A 21145-nucleotide genomic window follows, 5' to 3' on the forward strand; every position below is an offset into this window, starting at 1 on the left:
CAATCAGGCCGCCAAGGACGGCATGATCTTCGGGGGTGCGCTCGGGGCGGGCGGCGGCCTGCTGACGGCGAGTATGGAAGGCGGCCTCGCCGACACCACCCCGACGCTGCTGCGCCCGCCGTCGCTCCGCCCGGACCTGGTCGATCTGGGCCCGGCGGCCCGCAAAGCCGACGACATACCGTGTGTGGGCGAGCCGATCGACGTGGCGACCGGCGCGATGCTGATGACCCAGACGGACCTGGCCCTGCCGGCCGCGCTGCCCTTCGAGTTCACGCGCACCCACCTCTCCTCCTACCGGGGCGGCGTCTGCTTCGGCCCCACCTGGATCTCCACCCTGGACGAGTGCCTCCAGATCGACGGCGAGGGAGTCGTCTTCGCCGCGGCTGACGGCATGCGCCTGGTGTACCTGGTGCCGGAGCCGGGCGTGCCGACGATGCCGGTGAAGGGTGCCCGCTGGCCGCTGGAATGGGATGGCAAGCCCGACGGTGCGATGACGGTCACCGACCCGGCGACGGGCGTGACCCGCACCTTCGCCGCACCCGTCCCCTCCCCGTCTTTCGGCGTGTTCCACCTTGCGCTGGACTCCTGGACCGACCGCAACGGCAACCGCATCGACGTCGAACGCGACGACGAAGGCATCCCGTTCGGCATCCGTCACTCAGGCGGGTACTACGTCGCCGTCGACACCAAGGGCCCACGCATTACAGCCCTCCGTCTGCTGGACGAGTCGCCCTCTCGATACCGCCCGGGCACCACGCCCGATGAGGGCACGGTCGTGATGCGTTACGGCTACGACGCCTCCGGAAACCTCACCGAGGTCACCAACTCCAGTGACGAGCCGCTGCGCTTCACCTATGACACCGAGGGACGCGTCAGCCGCTGGACCGACCGCAACGGCACCTGGTTCGGTTACGTCTACGACGACCGAGGCCGGGTTGTCCGCACCGAGGGCGTCGACGGCATTCTCTCCGGCACCCTGACCTACGACGACACCGCCCGTACCACGACGTACACGGACTCGCAGGGTCAGGTCTCGGTCCACCGGTACAACGCCGAGGGCCTGGTCGTGGAAGAGACGGACCCCCTTGGGCATGTCACCCATACGGATTGGGACGAGTACGGGGCGCGGCCGCTCGCAGTGACGGACCCGCTGGGCCACACGACGCGGTACACGTACGACGACGCCGGCAACCTCACCGGCGTGGTCCTCCCGGACGGCACGACCGCCCGGGCGGAGTACAACGCGTTCGGCCTGCCGACCGAGGTGGTCGAGCCGGGCGGAGCGGTCTGGAGGCACACGTACGACGAGCGGGGTAACCGGCTGGCGACGGTCGACCCGCTAGGCGCCGAGACACGGTACGAGTACGACGATGCGGGCCGCCCGACGGCAGTCACGAACGCGTTGGGCCATACCCGCACCACGGCTTGGAACTCTGCCGGGCTCCCCATATTGGTTACCGACGAGCTCGGATACACCACCGTGCTCCGCCGTGACATCTTCGGGCGCATCACCGAGGCCACCGACCCGCTTGGCCATACGACGCGGACAGGCTGGACGATCGAAGGCAAGCCCGCCTGGCGTGAACTCCACGACGGCACTCGCGAGGTGTGGACCTGGGATGGTGAGGGCAATCTCCTCACCCATACCGATCCTGCGGGAAACATCACCCAACACACTCCTGGCCTGTTCGACGTCCCGGCTACGCGCACGGATCCTGATGGCTCCCAGTATGAGTTCGCCTACGACACGGAACTGCGGCTCACGTCGGTCACCAACCCGCAAGGGTGCAGCTGGACTTACACCTACGATGCGGCAGGCCACCTGACCGCAGAGACCGATTTCAACGGCCGTACCATCACCTACACCCACGATGCGGCAGGCCGTCTCACCGCTCGCACCAACGGTGCAAACGAGGCACTCCTCTACACTCGGGACACCCTGGGCCGAGTCGTTGAACAACTCACCGCGACCGGCGACATCACGACATACGCGTACGACTCCAGGGGCAATCTGAGCCGCGCCGCCAATGCGGATGCCGAAGTACTACTGGAATACGACGCGTTGGGCCGCTTGCTGTCGGACACCGTCAACGGCCGCACCATGGCGTACGCGTATGATGCCCTGGGGCAGCGCACCCACCGCGTCACCCCCACCGGCCTGGCTACCGACTGGACGTATGACCCAGCGGGTCGCCTCGCCGAACTCCGCTCGGAGCACGGTTCGCTGGCCTTCACGTACGATGCCGCAGGGCGCGAGACCCAGCGCCGCATCGGCGACGGCGTGATCCTCACCCAGGCATGGGACGCCACCGACCGCCTCACCACCCAGACCCTGAGCGCCCCGTCCTCGCCCCAGACCGCGGAAGCCCTGCTCCAACACCGCAGCTACGCCTACCGCCCCGACGGCTACGTCACCGAGATCCGCGAACTCACCTCCGGCACCCGTCGCTTCGACCTCGACGCGGCCGGCCGGACCACAGCGGTCCATGCTCTTGGATGGTCCGAGACCTACGTGTACGACACCACGGGCAACCTCACGCATGCCACCGCTCCCGGCCACCCTGAGCCCGACGGGCGCTCTTTCAAAGGCACACTCCTGCGCACTGCGGGCCGCACCGCATACGAGCACGATCCCCAGGGACGGCTGGTCCGCAAGACTCGCAAACTACTCAACGGTCAGTCTCACACCTGGACTTACACCTGGAACGCGGAAGACCGCCTCACCGCAGTAACCACTCCGGACGGAGAGTGCTGGCACTACAGCTATGATCCACTCGGCCGCCGCATCTCCAAACGCCGCGAGTCCACTGGCGGCTGCTCAGTTGCGACAACTGACTTCAGTTGGGACGACACCCGGCTCGCAGAACAGACCGGGACTGATGGGCGGACCACCACCTGGGCCTACGTCCCAGGAACTCACCGCCCACTCACTCAGACCGATCACTGGTCTCGCACGCGCACTCCGGGGACTTCCTTCCTGGCTCAGCTCGCCGAGGATACAGACGTGGATCGCAGCACGCGCTTCCACGCGACTGTCACCGATCTCGTAGGAACTCCTACCGAACTAGTCACCGTTGACGGCGAAGTGGCATGGCAGCACCGTACTGCGCTATGGGGAACCGAGCTTCCCGCAGTGGCAGGCAGTCAGACGGCAGTGGAATGCCCGCTCCGCTTCCCTGGGCAGTACGCCGATGCGGAAACCGGCCTGAATTACAATCACTTCCGCTACTACGATCCCGAGACCGCAAGATACCTCAGCCCCGACCCTCTTGGCCTTGAACCGGCGCCCAACCACCACGGGTATGTGGCAGCGCCTCTGTCGATATCAGATCCTCTCGGGTTGAATCCCTGCAGCATTGCATCGGTGACGGGCCCCGCCGGTGAGACATTGCCTCTCCCCAAGGGTGCAACCGGCACACCAGTCGCAACAGGGAAGGGCTGGGCTTACGATATTCCAGCCGGCACCAAGGGGCTCGATCCCCGGGTTACGCAAGTCCGAGTCATGGATCCGGTAACGACAGGAAAGTATCAGTACCCCAATGGATACGTGGTCTACATGAACAAGGCCGGACAATCAGTCAACCCTCTAACAGGTCAGACGGTCAGTAAAGCTGACCCTTACAATCACATCCCGATTCCATGATCTCAGTGAACAATCTCGTTGCAGCGAGGCGCGAAATCTCTGCTCTCGCTGAGGCAGCAGCCCCGGACCCCCTGAGGGAGGCCGACGCCCTGCAAGAAGCCCAGTTGCTCGACTCCCGCGTGTGCCAGCTGACCTCGACGGCTGCGCTCCTGTTCGAACTGCGCACTTCGCTACAGTTCGACACCGGAAACGCGGCACTACTTGTCGTGCGCGGACTGAGCTCCTTCGGATGGAAGTCCTCGGTAGTCCAAGTTCCTCTCGCTGCCCTTACCGTAGTTTCAAGCCTGCCCGACCGAGCTGCCGATTCATTTCGCGCGAGGTTCGAGTTCTTCCCTGACGCCCAACTCGACGTCGCGGGTAAGCAGGCAGAATTCTACGTTCTAGAAGTAGACGGGATCGGCGACGTTCCGCCTGACTACACGGAGTTGAGTCAGGAGCGCATCGAACGGGAATTGCCCTCGTGGTGTTCCATGTGCAGTCCGCTTCAGATGTCGAGCCTGTAGCCCTGCCCGGTGCCACCATCTCCGCCCTGCTCTGGCAGCCACCAACCTCATGAATGATCTTGGAGTGAGCGTCGGGTGTCTGCCACCCGCTCTGGGACCCGCGCAGGTTGCTGCGGTTCGTAGGCGGGCGGACGCATGAGTGACGCCTGACCGGGTTGCCAGGCGTCGCTGCGGCGAACTCACCGGGTTGTAAGGAGGCACGCGGTGCCTGGTCGGGGGCCGGTACCCGAACCAGGGGCGCCAGGGGTGACGTGCGGGGAGGGTTGCCGATGCCTGTTGTGCCCTTGGCAACAGCGGGGCTTCGCGGCTCCCACCAGGTACGGGCGAGGGGCTGGTGGTGGCACGATGTGTCACCACCAGCCGGCCTTGCGCCGCGGCTTGTCCGCCCCGTGGCCGGGCCTTCGATGGGGTTCTGCCGGTCAGGTGGTCACGTCCGCCGAGGTGGTGTATCGACGGCCACTCGGTGATCTTGTCTTCGAGGCTATGCGGTGAGTTCGGTGGGCAGGACGGTGTCGTCGGTTTCTGACTCGATCGGGTGGAGGCGGGCCTTGGCCAGCAGGTCGAGTCCCATGTAGCGGCGGGCTTCGGTCCACTCGTCGTTCTGTTCGGCCAGCACCGCGCCGACCAGGCGGATCAGGGCGGTGCGGTCGGGGAAGATGCCCACGACGTCGGTGCGGCGGCGGATCTCCTTGTTCAGCCTCTCCTGCGGGTTGTTGGACCAGATCTGCCGCCAGATCTCACGCGGGAACGTGGCGAAGGCCAGCAGGTCGTGCTGAGCAGCATCCAGGTGCTCGGCGGCTTTGGGGAACTTCGCCTCCAGTGCGTCCAGGACATGCCGCATCTGGGCCTTCACCGCGTCGGTGTCGGGCTGTTCGAAGACCGTCCGCAGCAGCGTGGCCACCCACGGCTGGGCCGACTTGGGCACCTGGCTCAGCAAGTTGCGGGCGTAGTGGGTGCGGCACCTCTGCCAGGAGGCGCCGGGCAAAACGGCACCGACAGCGTCGATGAGGCCGGCGTGGGCGTCGGAGACGACCAGCTGGACGCCGGACAGGCCGCGGGCGATGAGCGAGCGCAGGAACGCCAGCCAGCCGGCACCGTCCTCGGCGGTGGCGACGTCCAGGCCGAGGATTTCCCGGTGGCCGTCGGCGTTCACGCCCACCGCGATCAGGGCGTCGACGTTGATGATGCGGCCGCCCTCGCGGACCTTCTGAGTCAGCGCATCCACCCAGACGAACGCATACGGCCCGGCGTCCAACGGGCGGTTGCGGAATGCGGTGACCTGCTCGTCCAGGTGCCGGGCCATCGCCGAGACCTGCGACTCCGACAGCTGCGTGACGCCGAGCGACTCGGCGAGTTTCTCGACCCGGCGGGTGCTGACACCGAGCAGATAGGTGGTGGCCACGACCGAGATCAGGGCCTGTTCGGCCCGGCGCCGGCGTTCCAGCAGCCAGTGCGGGAAGTAGCTGCCGGACCTGAGCTTGGGGATGGCCAGCTCGATCGTGCCGGCCCTTGTGTCCCACTCGCGTGGGCGGTAACCGTTGCGGTGGTTGACTCTCTCCTCGTTGACCTGGCCGTATTCGGCGTTGCAGAGGGCGTCGGCCTCGGCGGACATGAGTGCGTCGGCGAACGTCTTGACCATCGCGCGCAGCAGATCAGGACTCGCCGCGGCACGGTTGTCTTCGGCGAGGGCACGCAGGGGCAGACTGTCGGGTGCGGTCATCGTGCTGATCTCCTTCGGGCTTCGACACCTCGAAGATCAGCCGGTGGCCGTTCGTCCATGCGGGCGTCACCCCGACGCCGGAGCAAACCCCCGGATCAGGTCGAACCCGTACACCACTTCCAAGGACGCAACCGGTCAGCAGGTCGTGCGCAGTGCGTGGTCGCGGAACCAGGCGAGGGTTTCGAACAACGTTGCTCGACCCTCTTCGCCTGCCAGCGCGGTCAGGGGAAGGTGGGGCGCAGGGCGAGTTTGCCATGCGGGATGCTCACGCCCTCGATCCGATTGAGCCGCTGCCGGAGTTCGTCGCGCAGGCTGGGGTCGGTGAACGGCTCGCGTATCTCCCGCTCGTCGGCCTCCTGCCGGGCAGGGGCCTGGTCGGGCGCGACGTCCCCGGCGGGGACCTTGTCGGTGGTGGCGTCGTCCGGGGCCGACCGAGGCTTCGGCACCGCCGTGGACACCGGACGGAGGCCGGCCAGAGCACGAAGGGGGGCCGCCGAGGTGATCTCGTCGACGTAGCCCTCCACGATGCGCTGCACACACCGCAGTTGCCGTCGCAGGACCACCTCGCCCGGCGCGTCGGGCCGCGCCTGGAACCACTTCTTCGCCAGCGGGCTGGTCCACAAGACGACCACCGTGCGGGTGTGGACATCGGAGACGGCGCGCCGGCCGACGTACCACTTCCTGACGTCACCGCCGGGCTCCTCCGGCGCGTCGATGCGGACGAAGACGAGAGACTCGTTGCCGAGGCCGCCGTACGCCGCTGCCCGCTCCTGCGCGTCCTCCCGGTTGGCGATGCCGTCCTTGCCGCTGGCCGACGCCGTAGCCGCCGACGTCCCGCTCATCTCGGCCAGCCGTGCGGTGTAGCAGTCGTAGGCGTGATCCACTGCCTTCTGCTCGTCGGCGATGACCTGCTCGCGCGTCGTGGTGATGGCCATGTGCTTTCCCTCCCTTGCGGCGCCCAGCAGGCGCGCCGCAACGGGCATACGCCCGCCCCCCAGCGAAAGAATTATCAGAAACGTGTTAGTTGCAAGTAGTTAGGGGACGTTCAGACCGGTTATTTCCTGCACGGCCGTGCACCCCCCGGTCTTTCTGGAGGAGTTCGCGGAGTTCGACCTAGCGCCCGTCAGGGACCTGAGCCGGTGGAGTGTCCACATTCGGGTGGTGGGCTTGCGCTGGTCCTGGACGAGCATCAGGCGGTCCCTTCGGGCGGCGGATGGCTCCGGCCGGCGATTGATGACCGGGGGGGGGCAGGATGAGACGGCTTGGGACCCGTCAGGGCTTGAGGATCAGGCGGCCGTGGGCGGCTCGCTCTGGGCGAATCGAAGAGTGCGCAGGATGTGCGCCTGCTCCTTGCGGGCGACAGCAGCGGGGATGCGGCCGGTGGCGTGGCGCAGGGCCACTGCCGCAAGGGCGTCGGCGCTCTCGTTGAGGTCGTGGCCGATGTGGCCTTTGAGCCAGCGTACCTGTACTCGGTCGCGGTAGGGCATCAGGTTGGCCAGGAGCTGCCTGCCTTCGGGGAACACAACGGTGCGGTGGGCCACCGCCGGGTCGCACGTTTCCAGGGCCCGGTTGACGGTGGTGACGGCTTCCAAGCTGTCGCACAGGATGACGATGGGGGAGTCCAGGCTGCGGTGGAGAACGCCGAGGGCGGCCGTGCAGATGCCGATTACCTCCGTCTCACCGCTGCTGTGGGCCATGGAGGCGCCGTGTCCCGTGGTGCCGTTCTCGCAGACCCAGCCATAGCCGCACTGGGCGGACTCGTCGCCGACCGCGGCGTCGGCAACGGCCACGACCGCATGGGGGAGGAGGTCGTTGAGGATCGCGTATCGGTCTGAGCCAGCGTCCGGTTCGACGATCTCCCCTGGAGCGTCGTCCTCGTCCAAGGAAGCGGTGGCAGGGACGTCGATGGCGAGGGCCGCGGCAAGAGCGAGGTGGCATCGCGGGCAGCCTTCGGCCCGTTCCGGGCAGCCGGCCTGGTGCTTGGCGGCCAGCAGCCGAGCGCGGTCCCACAAACCCGGATGGGCGGCGGCGAAGCGCGCGATGGCCCCTGCGTGGTACTGGGCGATCAGGTCGGCGAAAGACCCCGTGGAGGTGAGCTCTTGGATACGGTTGTGGAAATCGGCGGTTTTGTCCCTGGCTTCGATCGCACGGGCGGTGAGGATCGCGGTGTCCTGGTAGGCATCGCGCTGCAGGACGGCACCGTCTACCACACCTACTCGTCCTACGCGCGCGGGCTGGACGCCCTGTGGGGCATGTACCAGTGGCTCGACCGCGCGCCCCTCGGCCGCAACGAGACCGGCCACTGGTGGCGTCGCCACGACGAATACGACAACCAGTGAGTGACGTCAGCCTCGAGAAGACGACGTGCCGGACGGGTTGCTGGGCTGGTGCCTGTGGCCAATGTCGCGCGCGAGGTCGCCCGAGGCGAGGGCGGCCTGGGCATCCAGCGCGGCACCCGGCACTTCGCGGCAGGGATCTTGCTGTGGATTCCGCCTGTCCCTGGGGACCCGGCCGACCGGCGAGTGCACGCCGTCGGACGGCACCGTGGGAACGCTCGCTTGCACCGGCTGAGCAACTGCTGAGCGGCTTCCAGCCTGGCGGCAGCCTTCCAGCCGTGACGCGGGTTGGACACGAACCCGCCGTCCGAGTCGGCACGGAAGTTGGCTATGCCCATGTCGACGCGACCACGGAACCGGTCGCCGCAAGCGGCTCGGGCTGGTCCTGTTTCACGGTCAGGACGACGTACCAGCGACGCCCTCACGCTTGACCGAGATCGTCTTGACCCTGCCGACCACCGGCCGGTGCTGGTGGACCCTGACGTGTCCGACACCTTGGGATCGTGCGGGGTGGCATCCCAGCGGCAGCCGTTGCCGTCCTTGGGGAAGTCCACGGTGTCGAACCGCTTGCACGAGCGAAAGCGCGGATAACCCGGCCTTTCGCCGGCCTGGACCCGGCGGAAGAACGCGGCGAACGCCCTGTCCAGCCGGTGCAAAGTCGCCTGCTGGCTGGAGAACGACCAGCGACCCTGACACTCGGGGTCGAAAGCCCGGAGGTCCTCGAGCTGCGCGGACTGCTGCCCGTAGCGGACCGTTGTCCTCGACACATGCCGGTAGGCGTCCCGGCGCTCCTACAACGCCCCGTTGTACAGCGAGCAGTGATCGCGCAGCATCTCGGCGAGTGCGCCCCTGCTGGCCCACGGTGGGCCGCATGAGGAACTTCTACGCAGGGATCATCCAGCCCACCCCCTGCCCAAGCAGGTGAATTCACCCTGCCGGCCGCCACCGACAACACAGCGATCTCCGGCGCTACGCGCCTCCGGAGCAAGGATGCGCTTCCCTCCCCGGCTGAAGCCGGCGATACTCACGCGAGATCAACGGATGGATCCCGTCTCACGGATCCATGAGCCTGTGAGTGCTGCCGACGGGTCAGCCGTGGATGGTTTCGTCGGGCTGTTGGCCCGGGCGGGAGGAGTCGCGTGAGCCCGGACCGCGCGTGCTGCCGACCTTCAGTGCGGTGGCTACGAAGGCCTGGGCGGCGGCGGTGAGGGGCTGGTCTCTGTGGACGATGAGGAGGTCGTAGGTCACTCGAGGCAGCAGAGGCAAGACCACCGCGCCTCTGCTCCTGGCCTCCTGTGACACTGTCCAGGGAAGGAAGGCCGCGCCGACGCCCTCCAGGATCAGTGGAATGACTGCTTCCCGGTGGGGTGTCTCCACGGCTGTGTGAAGGGGAATGCCGCGCTCTTTGGCTTCGTCGAGCAGGCCGCGAGCTCGGGTACCGATCGCGCTGCTGATGAACGGAACCCCTGCGAGTTGGTCCAGGCTGATGGGGCCTTTCTCGCCCGGTGTACTTCCCGGCGGGAGGACGACGACGATTTCGTTGCTTCCAATGGAGTGCGCACGCAAGTCCGCGGACACCGTGCGGTCCGTGAGTCCCACTTCGCATGCGGCGTCCGCGACGGCTGTCACAGCGAGGGCGCCGTCTTCGGTGGGCAGCATCGACACGGTGACTTCCGGGTAGGACCGGCGGAAGTTCCCGATGATCCGGGCCAGGGGCTCGATGCTCAGGCCTGGAGGTGTGCTGACGGTGACGCGGCCGCCGCGGAGGCCTCTGAGGGCGATCATGGACTGTCGTGCGTCCTCCATGTCCTTGAGGACGCGACGTGCGTAGGTGAGCAGGACCGTGCCGGCCTCGGACAGTGCGACTCCCCGACCGACCCGGTGGAAGAGTGGAGCGCCGCATTCCCGTTCCAGCCTGCGGATGGCCTCGGACAGTGTCGGCTGGGTCACGTGCAGATGTGCCGCGGCCTTGGTGAAGCCGCCTTCATCGACGGCGGTGACGAAGTACTCCAGCGTGCGTACATCCATAGGGCCCGCCTATCGGTTACATCGAAAAAATAGACTGGATTGATCTGATGGTGCAGTGTTTCATATCTCACAACGTTTTTCGTCCGCAGTGTGCCCATCCTTGGCATTGCAACTTAAAGAGCAGGAGAAACGTGTGAGTTCCTCCCCGGTCCTGATCAGAACCAAGGACGATGTCGTCCGGGTGATCAACGAGAGTGCGGACGCTCCGCACAGTCGCATCATCGGTTTCATAGCGCTCGGCGGCTTCTTCCTCGACGCCTATGACTTCACCAGCCTGAGCGCAGGTTCGGTGCAGATGAAGGCGGAATTCGGGCTCAGTGCCAGCCAGCTCGGTTTCGTGACAGCCGTCATGGCGTTCGGCGCGATCATCGGTGCGCTCTGCGGTGGTTACTTCGTTGACCGGTTCGGTCGGCTTCGCATGTTCATCGTGAACCTGTTGCTCTTCGTGGGAGCCACGCTGGGCGCGGCGTTTGCTCCGAACTACGAATCACTCATTGTGCTGCGCCTCTTGATCGGTGTAGGCGTCGGTCTCGATGTGCCGGTGGCCATGGCGTTCCTGGTCGAGTTCATGGCGATGAAGAAGAAGGCTAAATGGGTGGAGTCGGCCGCGGCGCTGTGGTCGGCCGCGACCATCTGCGGGCTCCTCGTGGCGCTCGTCCTCAACGCCCTCGGGGCAGGAACCAGTCTGTGGCGGTGGGAGGTCGGCCTTGGCGTGGTGCCGGCTCTGGTGATTCTCCTTCTGCGCTTCAAATACATGGCGGAAAGCCCGATGTGGGCTGCAACCAAGGGAGACCTGGCCGAAGCGGTACGGATTCTCAGCGCAACGTACGGCCGGCCGTTCGAGCTCGCGCCGGATGCGGCGGCCTTGTCCCACCCCGACGAACAGACCGGCCCGTTCCGTCCCTTCGTCCAGCTCTTCACCGGTGAATTCCGTAAGCGCACAATCCTGATCTCCGTGATTAGCGCGGCGCAGAGCATCCAGTTCTCCTCGGTCGGCTTCTACCTGCCCCTCATCGTCTTCTCGTTCTTCCACAGCAGCTTTTCCGTCTCTCTACTGGCCTCGGTGTTCGCGAATGCCTGCGGTCTGTGCGGCGGGCTGCTGGCAGCGAACGTCGCGAACAGGCTGGGGCTGCGCAAGCTGAGCATCATCGGGTTCAGTGGCGTTGCTTCCGTACTTGTCCTCCTCGGCCTCTTCGGCCGGGTCATTCCATCGGTACTCGGAGTTGTGCTGCTGGCGTTCTTCATCGGCGCGCACACCTTTGGCCCGGGCTCCACCGCGCAGTCGATGTCGGCGATGTCGTACCCGACGCGGGTCCGCGGCGTCGGCGCTGGACTCTCCCAGGCGAGTAACCGTACGGGCAGCTTGGTAGCGCTCTACGGCGTTCCGGTCCTGTTGGGCGCGTTCGGGTTGTATCACGCCCTGCTCATCCTGCTCGTCGCCCCGGTGATCGGTCTGGTCGCACTTGCCGTCATCAAGTGGGAGCCGGTCGGCAACGTCTCGGACGACGAGCCCGAGTCCGTCTTCGGGTCTCCCGCCCAGGCAGCCGGGCCCGAAGCCACGATCCCCACCCGTTCCATCTGAAAGCAGGCACAGCGACAGTGCAATCCCAGTCCGACGTTCTACGGCTGATACAGCCGGACCTGCAGGAGAGCGTCCTCAACCGTGCCGGGAGCATGCTCGATGACGTGGCCGCCTACCTGAACTCGGTCGATGCGCGAGGCCTTGATGGCGCGTTCCCGGCCTTCGTGTTCGACCCAGCGGCTGCCTCCTCCTACCTTCCCCGGCCGGTGGATCACCCGAGCCATGAACCCGCAGCTTCCGTCTCCCTGCCGGACGTCCAGGAACTGCCCTGGGTACCGCCCACTGATATCGCGCGCCTGGTGCGCGCCGGAGACCTCACAGTCGCAGAGGTGACCGAACTGTATGCACGGCGGATCGAAGACTGGCAGCCAGAGGTCAACGCGTTCATCGACGTGACCCTGGACGATGCTGCTGCGCCACAGATGGGAGCCCTTGCGGCGGCCTCTGTGGGGCTGACCGACCTGATCGACGTCGCGGGACTGCCGACGACCGCCGGTTCAGCGGTGATGCACGACCGGATTGCTGCAGCGGACGCGGACTGCTGGAGTTCCCTGGCCGGGGCCGGTGCCGTGCTTGCGGGCAAGCTGAACGTGCAGGAGTTCGCCGCCGGCACGACAGGGGAGAACGCCCGGTTCGGCTGGACCCTGAATCCCTGGGACACGACCAGGATGACCGGTGGGGCATGCGGCGGTGCGGGGGCCGCGGTCGCAGCCGGGATGGTATCCGCGGCTCTCGGACCGGACCCTGGGGGATCGATCAGGGTACCCGCAGCCCATTGCGGGGTCGTCGCCCTCAAACCCACCTACGGCGCGATCAGCAGGCACGGCGTACTGCCCTTGACCTGGACGCTGGACGCCCTCGGCGTGATGGCGCACCGCGTGCGGGGGGCCGCCGGAGTCGCCGATCACCTGCTGGTCCCGCGCACACCGCACGGCAGGCGTGGCAGTTGCGAAGGCGCTGCACTGGCCGGAGAACGGACAGCCGGTCTGGATCTGACGTTCGGCATCCCCGTCTCCTGGCTGGACATGGGGCTCGATCCGGAGGTCCGGGCCGCCTTCGAGAAGGCACTGGAGCACCTCACCGCACTCGGAGCAAAAGTGCGTGAGGTTGACGTCCCGTACGCGGGGGACATCCTCAAAATGCACCGGGCCATCGCATTCTCCGAGGCATCGGCCAATCACGAGCCGTTCCTCCTGCATCAGGCAGAAGGAATCGGAGCCAATATCCGTGACCGTGAGCAGGCCGGGCGGGCCATGCTCGCCGGGCAGTACCTCAAGGCGTTCCGGATTCGTGCCATGCTGTGCCGGCGCTTCTCCGAGGTGTGGCGAGATGTCGACCTCGTCGTCACGCCGACGGTCCCGGTTCCCGCAGCACCCATCGGGACGCAGGCGGTGACGACGAGCTCACGCGGCCCAGAGCCCACACACACCGTCTACACCCGCTATCTCGCCCCTTTCAGTTCACTCGGCCTGCCCACGCTGTCCGTTCCGTGCGGGGCGACGACGGGCGGCTTGCCGATCGGCATGCAACTGGCAGGACCGCCGCATGCGGAATCTCTTTTGTTCTACGCGGCCGGTGCCTACGAGGCCAGCACGGTCTGGCATACGCGGCACCCGGTGCTCTCTCGGTGAAAGGCAGGACACGAATCATGTACGACATGGCTGTCACGGGCGGTTCCGTCGTCACACCTGACGGCGTCGTCCAGGGAGACATTGCCGTGAAGAACGGCGTCATCGCGTCCATCGGTGTCCCCGTCGTACCTTCGCAGGTCACGGGACGCGTCATCGATGCGAAGGGGAAGCTGGTCCTGCCCGGGGTCATCGATGCCCATGTCCACTGTCAGACCTGGACCGATCATGCCGACGCGATCGGGGACTCGCACCGTTCGGCGGCATTCGGAGGCGTAACCACCGCGATCACCCAGATCAGGGCACCCGTGGACATGGCCCCTTCGGACGCCATCAGCTACTTCATCTCAGAGGGCGAACGGACCTCACCGATCGACTTCGGTCTGCACACCATCCTGCGTCCGGAACACGATGCGGCAACCGAGGTACCCAAGGTCATGGCTCTGGGCAGCCCGTCCGTCAAGTTCTTCATGTCCTACAAGGACAACGGAATCATGACCCCGGACGCCACGCTGCTGCGTAACCTCCGTATCGTGGCGGAGAACGGCGGCCTCGCCATGGTGCACGCGGAAGACGGCGAGATCCTCGCACACCTCATCGACCATGCGAAGGCGACCGGGCGTACGCGGCTCGAGGACTTCGCCTGGACGCATCCCGCCGCCGCCGAGGACCTCGGTGTGCACAAGGCACTCGCCTACGCAAAGGCGACCGACTGCCCCCTTTACATCCTGCACATGACCACCAAGGGCGGCGTGAAACTCCTGCGCGAGGCGGCCGCGGCCGGCCAGCGCGTGTTCGGGGAAACCTGCCCCAAGTACCTGACACTCACCAACGACGATCTGCTGCGTGTCGGAGCGCAGGCCAAAGTCGGGCCACCGCTGCGGAGCGACGACGACCGCGAGCACCTCTGGGACGCCTTGAAGACGGGCACGTTGTCCGTGGTGGCCAGCGACCACGCACCCCGGGCACGGGAGCGAACAGGACAGGTCGACGACGTGTTCGCCGAACCCTATGGCGCACCCGGCGCCGAGACGATGCTGCCGGTGATCTACGACGAGCTCGTGGTGAAACGCCGCGGGAGCGTGTCTCTCCTGGCAGAGATTCTCAGCACCAACCCGGCGCGTATCTACGGGCTCTACCCGAAGAAAGGCATCATCGCGGCGGGCTCCGATGCCGATCTCGTTCTGGTGGATCCCGAGCGCAGGGAAGTCATCAGCGCGGCAACGCAGCACTCCACGGCCACATACAGCTTGTACGAGGGTCGTGAGGTCACAGGTTGGCCCACGCTGTCCACCGTGCGCGGGCGCGTCGTGCTCGACAACGGCGAGCTCAAGCAGCAGCCCGCATTCGGGAAGTACCAACACCGAAGCCTGCCCGAGTCCGTCCGATGACGGAGCTGTGGGAACTCACCGCGAGCATGCAGGCGCGAGGGGTCCGCGAGGGCACATTCTCCGCGGAGGAGCTGATGCGGTCCGTGCTGGACCGCATCGCTCAGACCAACCCGCAGGTCAACGCCTTCTGCACCCTCAACGAGCACGCCCTTGAAGAGGCCCGGGCGGCAGACAGAGCATTGACCAGGGCCGACGTGATCGGACCTCTGCACGGCGTACCCTTCTCCGTCAAGGACCTGATACCGACAGCAGGACTGCGCACCACACTGGGCAGCACCGCTTACGCGGACTGGATCCCCAGTCACGACGATGTGTCGGTGGAACGGATGCGCGCGGCGGGCGCGCTGCTCGTGGGGAAAACCAACACCCGCGAGCTCGGCTACGGGGTCGTCACCGACAACGAATTGTTTGGGCCGACGCGCAATCCCAGAAAGCTCGCCTGCACAGCTGGAGGATCCTCCGGCGGATCGGCAGCGGCGGTTGCCGGCGGCATGGGATCGATCAGCCTGGGCAACGACGGCGGTGGTTCGCTCCGCGTCCCGGCCGCGCTCTGCGGCGTCTTCACCCTCAAACCCACCTTCGGAGTCGTGCCTCTGTACCCGTCGTGCCGGCTGCCCACAAGAGCAGGGCTCGGCAGCTGGGAGACACTCGAGTCCGTCGGACCGATCACCCGGACGGTGGAAGACACTGCCCTGGTGCTGGAGACGATCGCCGGATTCGACCAGCGGGACCGGCACTCCATACCGACCGACATCCGGGGACTTACGGCTCGCCTCGACGACGGTGTCAACAGGCTGAGAATCGCCTGGAGCCCACGCCTGAGACAGGCAGATGTCGACCCCGAGCTGATCGAACTGACAACCCGTGCCGTCAACGCACTCGATCGGGCAGGACTCGGCTGCGAGGTCGCAGCCGCGGATCCGCCGATCGGAGATGTCCACGAGCTGCGCAAGGCCTTCTACGCCACCGTCGCCAGGGACTCGGACCTCACAGGCCTGCGTGAACTGGCCGGACGATACCGGGTCTCTCAGGACATACAAGAGCTCGTGGGAAAGGACTGGACGGCTGAGATGTTCACCTGGGCGGCAACGCGCAGGCAAACGCTCTACGACGCGGTCCAGAGCTTCATGGCGGACTGGGATCTGCTCCTCACGCCCACCACGGCAACGGCTGCCTTTCCGATCGGAATGCGTAATCCGGCCGAGTCCGCGGGGCGTGACTGGTCGCCGTTCGCATTCCCCTTCAACCTCACAGGCCAGCCTGCAGCAAGCGTGCCGATCGGAACGACAATCGATGGCCGACCCGTCGGCCTCCAGATCGTTGGCAGACGTCTTGCGGACGCCACCGTGCTGAAGGCAGCCCGCGCCTTCGAACGTGTTCTTGCTGCGGGTCCTGGTGATCAGCCGATCTGAGCAGGGTCGGGGATTGGCGCGGTGGCTGCTGCTCCGTTTCCAGTCCCTGTCACTTCAAACCGGGTCTCCAAAGGCCGATTCCTACGGCTCCGGTCCGGGACGTTGCTCCTGGCCGGACTGTTCGAGTGCTGGACCGCCACGCCTGTCCTACAGCTGGCGTCCAATGCCTTGCCGTAGAGCGGCGGGCGGTCTGGCGCGGGATGTGGCGTCGCATGGACGCCGACCGAACGCCGCGAAGAATGGCGAGTTGGCGTTCATGTGACCATCGCACCGTTGCGCTCGTTGACCTCGTGGGGTGAGCACGCCGCACGGTGACCTCTTGAAAGTGCCGGGCAGTTGAGCCCTGGGAATAGGCAGAGGCCCGTGCGGTGCGCTGGCGCCGCGAGAGGCTTCTGAGATGTCGGCACTTGATGGCTGCGATTACACGTTGTTTCTTATGGTGCGTCGGAGCACGCACGCTGGAGGGCAGCGAAGGCTACGCTGGAGGAGTCGGCAGGGAAGCGCCGCAGGACGGTGACTCGGTTCGGCGTCGTGATGATGTAGTGCCGCGCCAGGTAGGAGAGATCTCCCCAGCTTTCTCGGGCATGGGCGCGCATCAGCACCTGGCCGCATCTCACGCAGGCGATCCAGGGGACGAGGACGAGACCAGCCAGGTCCTGTTCGGCCCCACCTATTGCCTCGGGGACGATGCTTCCGTCGCCTTCGATCAGCTTCAGGTGGTCCGATGGGCCGTCAACACGGCACCGAAGGATCCGTGGTGTGAGCGTCTCCCGCTCGCCCCAGGTCTCCGCGAGCACCGAGATCTGGGCCCTAACCGTTTCGCTGATCGGCACACGGTGGCCGAGCATGCCGGAGACGAGCAGGCCAAGTCCCGCCTCCTGCTCTCCGATGTCCCAGCAGTCTTTGACTTCCTGGGCTTCGGCCTCCGGCAGCAAGGCGGCGAGCCGGTTCCAGATGACGGCATCGTCGGTCACCTGGCAGACGCTACCGGCCGGCGCTGACACCCAGACGCCGCAGGCAGATGAGCATGACCGCGATTGCAGTGAAGCCAATGAAGTGTTCGGGCTTCCGCTCGTAGCGCCGGTGCAGCCGACGGCACCCGGACAACCACGACATGGTCCGCTCGACCGCCCAGCGGTGACGGCCGAGGCGGGCTGAGCTCTCGACCCCGCGGCGCGCGAGTCGCGGGACGATGCCGCGTGCCCGCAGCCATTTCCGCAGGTGGTCGTAGTCGTAGCCCTTGTCGCCGTGCAGCTTGGCAGGCCGCCGACGGCGCGGTCCCCGGCGGGATCGAATGGGCGGGATGCCCATCACCAAGGGTTCCAGGGCCTGGCTGTCGTGCAGGTTGGCGCCCACCTCGAACAGCCGGGTGCCCTCGGGCCAGTCCATCCGGAAGGCCCGGCTGTCCATGCCGGCGCCGAGCAGCACGACCTGCCGGACCCCGGACGCGGAGGCCTGCTGCAACAGGTCGTCGAGGAACTTCGTCCTGATGACGATGGAGAACGCCACGCCCAGCCGGCGGCGTCGCGCGGCCTCGTCACCGGGCAGCGGCGGCGAGGAGGGCCCCAGGCCGCCGGCGGTGGCGAAGGCCTGTGCCAGTGGGTCGCGGAACAGCGCGTTCTCCCGCTCGGTCTCCAGCGCCCCCACCCTGGCCACCCCCACCGCCGTGGCCCACACTCCCGACGGCTGCACCCGCTCCTGCTCATCAGTCACCGCGCCAGCCTAGATGCAATACCAGTGACTTAACGCGTCCTTCGGAGCCCTGACCTGCAGAAACGTCGATGAGTGAACCGTCCGGCAGCCGTTAAGTCACTGGCATTGCCACTAGATGATCAATTCCAAGGGAAGCCTGTGGAAGGGGTGGGGGTGGGCCCTCAGACGTCAGACGTCGGGGTCGACTTCGGGGTGCGTGAACCGCACGGGCTTGCCCAGCGACCGAGCGTAGGCGATTTCGGCTCGGGTGCTGTCTCCGATGTAGTCGCCGACTACGAGCACCTCATCAGCGAGCAGGATCTTCGACCGGTGCAGTTCATCGAGTTGAACCTTCAGGGCCTCAACCTCGACAGGATCGGACCAAAGTTCGTGCGGCGACTTCAGATCGCAAGCCGGCTTGACGACAATCTTTCCGGGCCGAGCGGTGGTCTCCCGCAGCTGGCCTCGGCCATCTCGGCCATGAAACGGGTGGAGCCGCATATTACGACGATAGGCGGGAGGCTCAGCTGCTTCTTCGCCTCGGCGAGTTTCTCCTCGGGGGTGATCACTTGCGGGGATGACACTGGTTCCTCCTGGTGGTGCGGCCCGAGGGATGCCTGCGGAGACGAGAACGAAGGTGTCCAAGATCATCTTTCGGCGAATGGCGTGGACACCCGCGCGCCCGCACTCTATGCGACGGTCATCCCTACCTGGTGCCGCGGCGCCCGCCGGCCGGCCCTACGCCCCGCCTGTGCGATGCCGAACTGTCACCCTCGCCACGAAAGGCCGGTGTCGGTTACCGCGTTCACCGCCTCGATCAGCCGAGTCACGCGGCACGGGGCCGCGGTGTCGGCTTGGTCGGCCGGTCCCCCTGCTGCCCGCGGACGGTGCGATGCCACCGCGCATCCTGGCCGACCTCAGTGGCGTGACCTTCATGGACTCCACCGGGATCAACGTCCTCATCGCCACCCACCGGCAGGCGAGCGAGGCCCAAGGGTGGCTGCGCATCGCCGGCGCCCGGCCGTCCGTCCTACGAGTACTGCAACTGGTAGGCGTCGACGCCCTCATCTCCTGCCACCCCACCGTCGACCAGGCCATAGACGCCTGAACTCAGCCACAAACCGACTAGCGGCGGCAGCCCCTGGCTGTCAGCCGTTTCGGCGCCGGCCCGCTGCCCCAAGGCGGGAAAATTCACGACCGTGCTGCCGCTCGGGGCGGCGCAGTGTCGACGGCGCCGCCGATGTCACCCCCGGTCCCGGGCTCCCCTTTTCGCGGTCAGCCGTCAGCGCTCGCGTCATCGTGCTGGGTGTGGTCGCCGGCGTCGGTCGAGGGTTCGGGGGCCAGCCGTCCGGCCACCACCACGCCGTACAGGACATGGTCGAGGGCGATCATCAAACGCCACAGCACCGGCCGGTGCTTCACGTGCCTGATGCCAAGCATCGGACCGATGCCCAATTCGAAGCCGAGCCAGAAGGTCAGTCCGTAAGCCGCGCCCGCGCCCGGGAAACGGCGGATGCGCTCGGGAAGCAGGCCGAAGACCATGCCGCCGCCGGCACCGTAGGCCCAGTGAAGCAGTTCGGTGACGGCTTGACGATGATGCTCCTCCAGGCGGCCGAACAGAGCGGTCGCGTGCTTCTCTATGACCGCCTCCGGCGGCGTCTGCTCCTGAGGAGCGAGGCCGGACGTCACCGTTCGGGTGCCGGTCATCGCCATGGCTGCCACAAGCCCCCGTGCCCCCGCACGACGGATCGACGGCCACTTCCGCTCCAGTGCAGCCACGGCCTCCTCCCTTCTTCAGGCGGGCGACGTCCTACAAAGCCCCGGCCCCTCAGGGGTGCGTGTGGCGTCCGACCCAGGCCAGCCCCACGCCCAGCCCCTCCCCGAGCGACAGACCCGGCCCGGCACCCGAAAGCCTGCTATCCGTCCTGCGGACCACACCTTCAGCCTGCCCCGGCAGACACCACTACGCCAGCCGTGCAGGCAAGCAAGCTCAGAGCGAGATCACCCAGCTGCGCGCGGAGTTCGCTGCGTCGTTCGGGCCCCCCTGGTGGAGCCGGTGACACTTGAGGAGTCCCCCAGAAGCCGCTGCGGCCCGCCCGGCTGGTCGGAGGCGGAGCAGAAGGGAGCCGCCTCGCTACGGAGTGCGACAGGCCGGCGTTGTTGTAGGCCATGTCGAGCCGTCCGAAGGTTTCCATGGTGCGGTCGACGGCGGCGGCGACCTGGTCCTCGTCGGTGACGTCGCAGACAAGGGCGAGGGCCTGAGGGACGGCGTCGGTCAGTTCCGCGGACCGCGTCCAGCAACTGGCACCAGGAGGTGCGGCCGGTTTCCAGTGCGGCTACGAACGAGTACGGCCAGCCGGGAACGAACTGGTCACTGGAGCGTCCACTGCGTCCGTAGACGTGGCAGAACAGCCGCTCCGGGCTGCACGGAGCGTCCGGGCGAAGCCAGTTGGTGACGTCGACCGCGAGGACGATGCGGTCGTCGGCCGCCTTGGGCTGCGGCAGCACCGCCAGAGCGTGGCGAAGCGCGTCCGCGTCGCTGCGGCCGCAGTTCAGCGCGTCATACAACGCACCGTGAACACGGCGGTGCTCGGCCAGCAGCGTCAGGTTCACCGGCGAGGTCACGGGCCCGTTCTCGCACAACATCGCGTCGGTGATCTCGAACAGGGTGTCACCGCGTCGGGTCAGGCACGCGTACAGGTCCTCCCGGAAGTGTGACGTGAAGTCGAACGCGTCCCGCCGGGCATCGCGGTCCAGCACACTCACCTCTGCGGCCTTCGTATGAAACTGATTCCGTGGCGGAACGCAGGACATGCGAGGGCCGTCCGCTTGCCCGGCGAATCCCCGGACGAGCGAACCCGTTCTAGGTGTCGTTCGGAGTCATGGCACCATGTTCGGCATGACGACGAACCGAAAGGTCCATGCCGCGTAGACGGCCAGGACACATCCGGGCCGGCATCTCCCGCCGCCACCGGACACCAGACGCAAACCCCGTCATCGACGACCTGTCCTCGCGTGCACTGTCAGAGATCTACCGTCTCGAACGCACCCGGAACTATCTGCAGCCAGGCGACGTCAGCGCAGCCGTGCGCTTGTGGAAGGACTACGTCCATCGTCCCGAGCGCGAGCTGTGGCACGACTACGAGTGGGGCAACGTGCACTGGTACTGCTGCGGCAATCCCCTTGAAGCACGTGCTCTCCTCGACGCCG

At 66.7% G+C, this 21145-nt stretch carries 15 protein-coding genes and 5 pseudogenes; 8 read left to right on the forward strand and 12 right to left on the reverse strand.

The features are described 5' to 3' along the window. Positions 1 to 3643 (forward strand): DUF6531 domain-containing protein (locus AB0L59_RS35440; protein ID WP_365590774.1); only part of this gene is annotated, 3643 nt, incomplete at its 5' end. Next, positions 3640 to 4146, forward strand: a complete 507-nt coding sequence (locus tag AB0L59_RS35445) for a hypothetical protein (RefSeq protein ID WP_365590775.1) — start codon at positions 3640 to 3642, stop codon at positions 4144 to 4146. The genes AB0L59_RS35440 and AB0L59_RS35445, both read left to right, overlap by 4 nt. A gap of 481 nt (positions 4147 to 4627) precedes the next feature. On the opposite strand, the gene AB0L59_RS35450 is transcribed toward AB0L59_RS35445, so the two are convergent. The 3 genes from AB0L59_RS35450 to AB0L59_RS35460 form a co-directional block, all read right to left on the reverse strand. Beyond that, the gene (locus tag AB0L59_RS35450) at positions 4628 to 5866 is read right to left on the reverse strand and encodes an IS256 family transposase (RefSeq protein WP_365590776.1); all 1239 of its coding nucleotides are present in this window, start codon (positions 5864 to 5866) and stop codon (positions 4628 to 4630) included. Between the two features lie 221 nt (positions 5867 to 6087). Then, complete coding sequence (locus AB0L59_RS35455) at positions 6088 to 6801, reverse strand: hypothetical protein (protein WP_365590777.1); 714 nt, start codon at positions 6799 to 6801, stop codon at positions 6088 to 6090. A 351-nt stretch (positions 6802 to 7152) separates the two neighbouring features. Next, a complete protein-coding gene (locus AB0L59_RS35460; protein ID WP_365590778.1) occupies positions 7153 to 7878 on the reverse strand; it encodes an RNase H family protein in 726 nt (241 codons plus the stop codon). Between the two features lie 87 nt (positions 7879 to 7965). Between AB0L59_RS35460 and AB0L59_RS35465 the strand changes: the two genes are divergently transcribed. Continuing rightward, complete coding sequence (locus tag AB0L59_RS35465; protein WP_365590779.1) at positions 7966 to 8205, forward strand: DUF899 family protein; 240 nt, start codon at positions 7966 to 7968, stop codon at positions 8203 to 8205. A gap of 224 nt (positions 8206 to 8429) precedes the next feature. Here the strand turns inward: AB0L59_RS35465 and AB0L59_RS35470 are convergent. The 3 genes and pseudogenes from AB0L59_RS35470 to AB0L59_RS35480 all read right to left on the reverse strand — a co-directional run. Beyond that, positions 8430 to 9075: pseudogene (locus tag AB0L59_RS35470) on the reverse strand (transposase); the annotation flags it as partial. 216 nt (positions 9076 to 9291) lie between these two features. Then, positions 9292 to 10008, reverse strand: a complete 717-nt coding sequence (locus tag AB0L59_RS35475) for a LysR family transcriptional regulator substrate-binding protein (RefSeq protein ID WP_365590901.1) — start codon at positions 10006 to 10008, stop codon at positions 9292 to 9294. 51 nt (positions 10009 to 10059) lie between these two features. Next, a pseudogene (locus AB0L59_RS35480) lies at positions 10060 to 10230 on the reverse strand (LysR family transcriptional regulator); the annotation flags it as partial. 133 nt (positions 10231 to 10363) lie between these two features. Here AB0L59_RS35480 and AB0L59_RS35485 point away from each other — a divergent pair. The 4 genes from AB0L59_RS35485 (at position 10364) to AB0L59_RS35500 (ending at position 16243) form a co-directional block, all read left to right on the forward strand. Next, entirely contained in the window at positions 10364 to 11812 is a 1449-nt protein-coding gene (locus tag AB0L59_RS35485; protein WP_365590780.1) for an MFS transporter, read from the forward strand. 104 nt (positions 11813 to 11916) lie between these two features. Further along, positions 11917 to 13443: an amidase gene (locus AB0L59_RS35490; protein WP_365590781.1), complete on the forward strand. Its 1527-nt coding sequence runs from the start codon at positions 11917 to 11919 to the stop codon at positions 13441 to 13443. A gap of 17 nt (positions 13444 to 13460) precedes the next feature. After that, entirely contained in the window at positions 13461 to 14831 is a 1371-nt protein-coding gene (locus AB0L59_RS35495) for an amidohydrolase family protein (protein WP_365590782.1), read from the forward strand. Further along, entirely contained in the window at positions 14828 to 16243 is a 1416-nt protein-coding gene (locus AB0L59_RS35500) for an amidase family protein (RefSeq protein WP_365590783.1), read from the forward strand. Before AB0L59_RS35495 ends, AB0L59_RS35500 begins: the two co-directional genes overlap by 4 nt. Positions 16244 to 16677: 434 nt before the next feature. On the opposite strand, the gene AB0L59_RS35505 is transcribed toward AB0L59_RS35500, so the two are convergent. The 3 genes and pseudogenes from AB0L59_RS35505 to AB0L59_RS35515 all read right to left on the reverse strand — a co-directional run bounded on the left by AB0L59_RS35505 (position 16678) and on the right by AB0L59_RS35515 (position 18519). Continuing rightward, entirely contained in the window at positions 16678 to 17217 is a 540-nt protein-coding gene (locus AB0L59_RS35505; protein WP_365590784.1) for a hypothetical protein, read from the reverse strand. Positions 17218 to 17227: 10 nt separating this feature from the next. Beyond that, positions 17228 to 17956, reverse strand: a complete 729-nt coding sequence (locus AB0L59_RS35510) for an SAM-dependent methyltransferase (RefSeq protein ID WP_365590785.1) — start codon at positions 17954 to 17956, stop codon at positions 17228 to 17230. Positions 17957 to 18124: 168 nt separating this feature from the next. Further along, positions 18125 to 18519 (reverse strand): annotated as a pseudogene (locus AB0L59_RS35515) (hypothetical protein). Between the two features lie 308 nt (positions 18520 to 18827). Between AB0L59_RS35515 and AB0L59_RS35520 the strand changes: the two are divergent. Beyond that, positions 18828 to 19043, forward strand: a complete 216-nt coding sequence (locus AB0L59_RS35520; RefSeq protein ID WP_365590786.1) for an STAS domain-containing protein — start codon at positions 18828 to 18830, stop codon at positions 19041 to 19043. Positions 19044 to 19210: 167 nt separating this feature from the next. Here AB0L59_RS35520 and AB0L59_RS35525 read toward each other — a convergent pair whose 3' ends face one another. The 3 genes and pseudogenes from AB0L59_RS35525 to AB0L59_RS35535 all read right to left on the reverse strand — a co-directional run. Beyond that, positions 19211 to 19714 (reverse strand): hypothetical protein, encoded by a 504-nt coding sequence (locus tag AB0L59_RS35525; protein ID WP_365590787.1) that lies wholly within the window; start codon positions 19712 to 19714, stop codon positions 19211 to 19213. Between the two features lie 368 nt (positions 19715 to 20082). Next, positions 20083 to 20223, reverse strand: a pseudogene (locus tag AB0L59_RS35530) (SDR family oxidoreductase); the annotation flags it as partial. Then, positions 20219 to 20695: pseudogene (locus tag AB0L59_RS35535) on the reverse strand (transposase); the annotation flags it as partial. The pseudogenes AB0L59_RS35530 and AB0L59_RS35535, both read right to left, overlap by 5 nt. Positions 20696 to 21145: the final 450 nt, after the last annotated feature.

This window comes from Streptomyces sp. NPDC052109 (genome assembly GCF_040680195.1).
Taxonomy (GTDB): Bacteria; Actinomycetota; Actinomycetes; order Streptomycetales; family Streptomycetaceae; genus Streptomyces.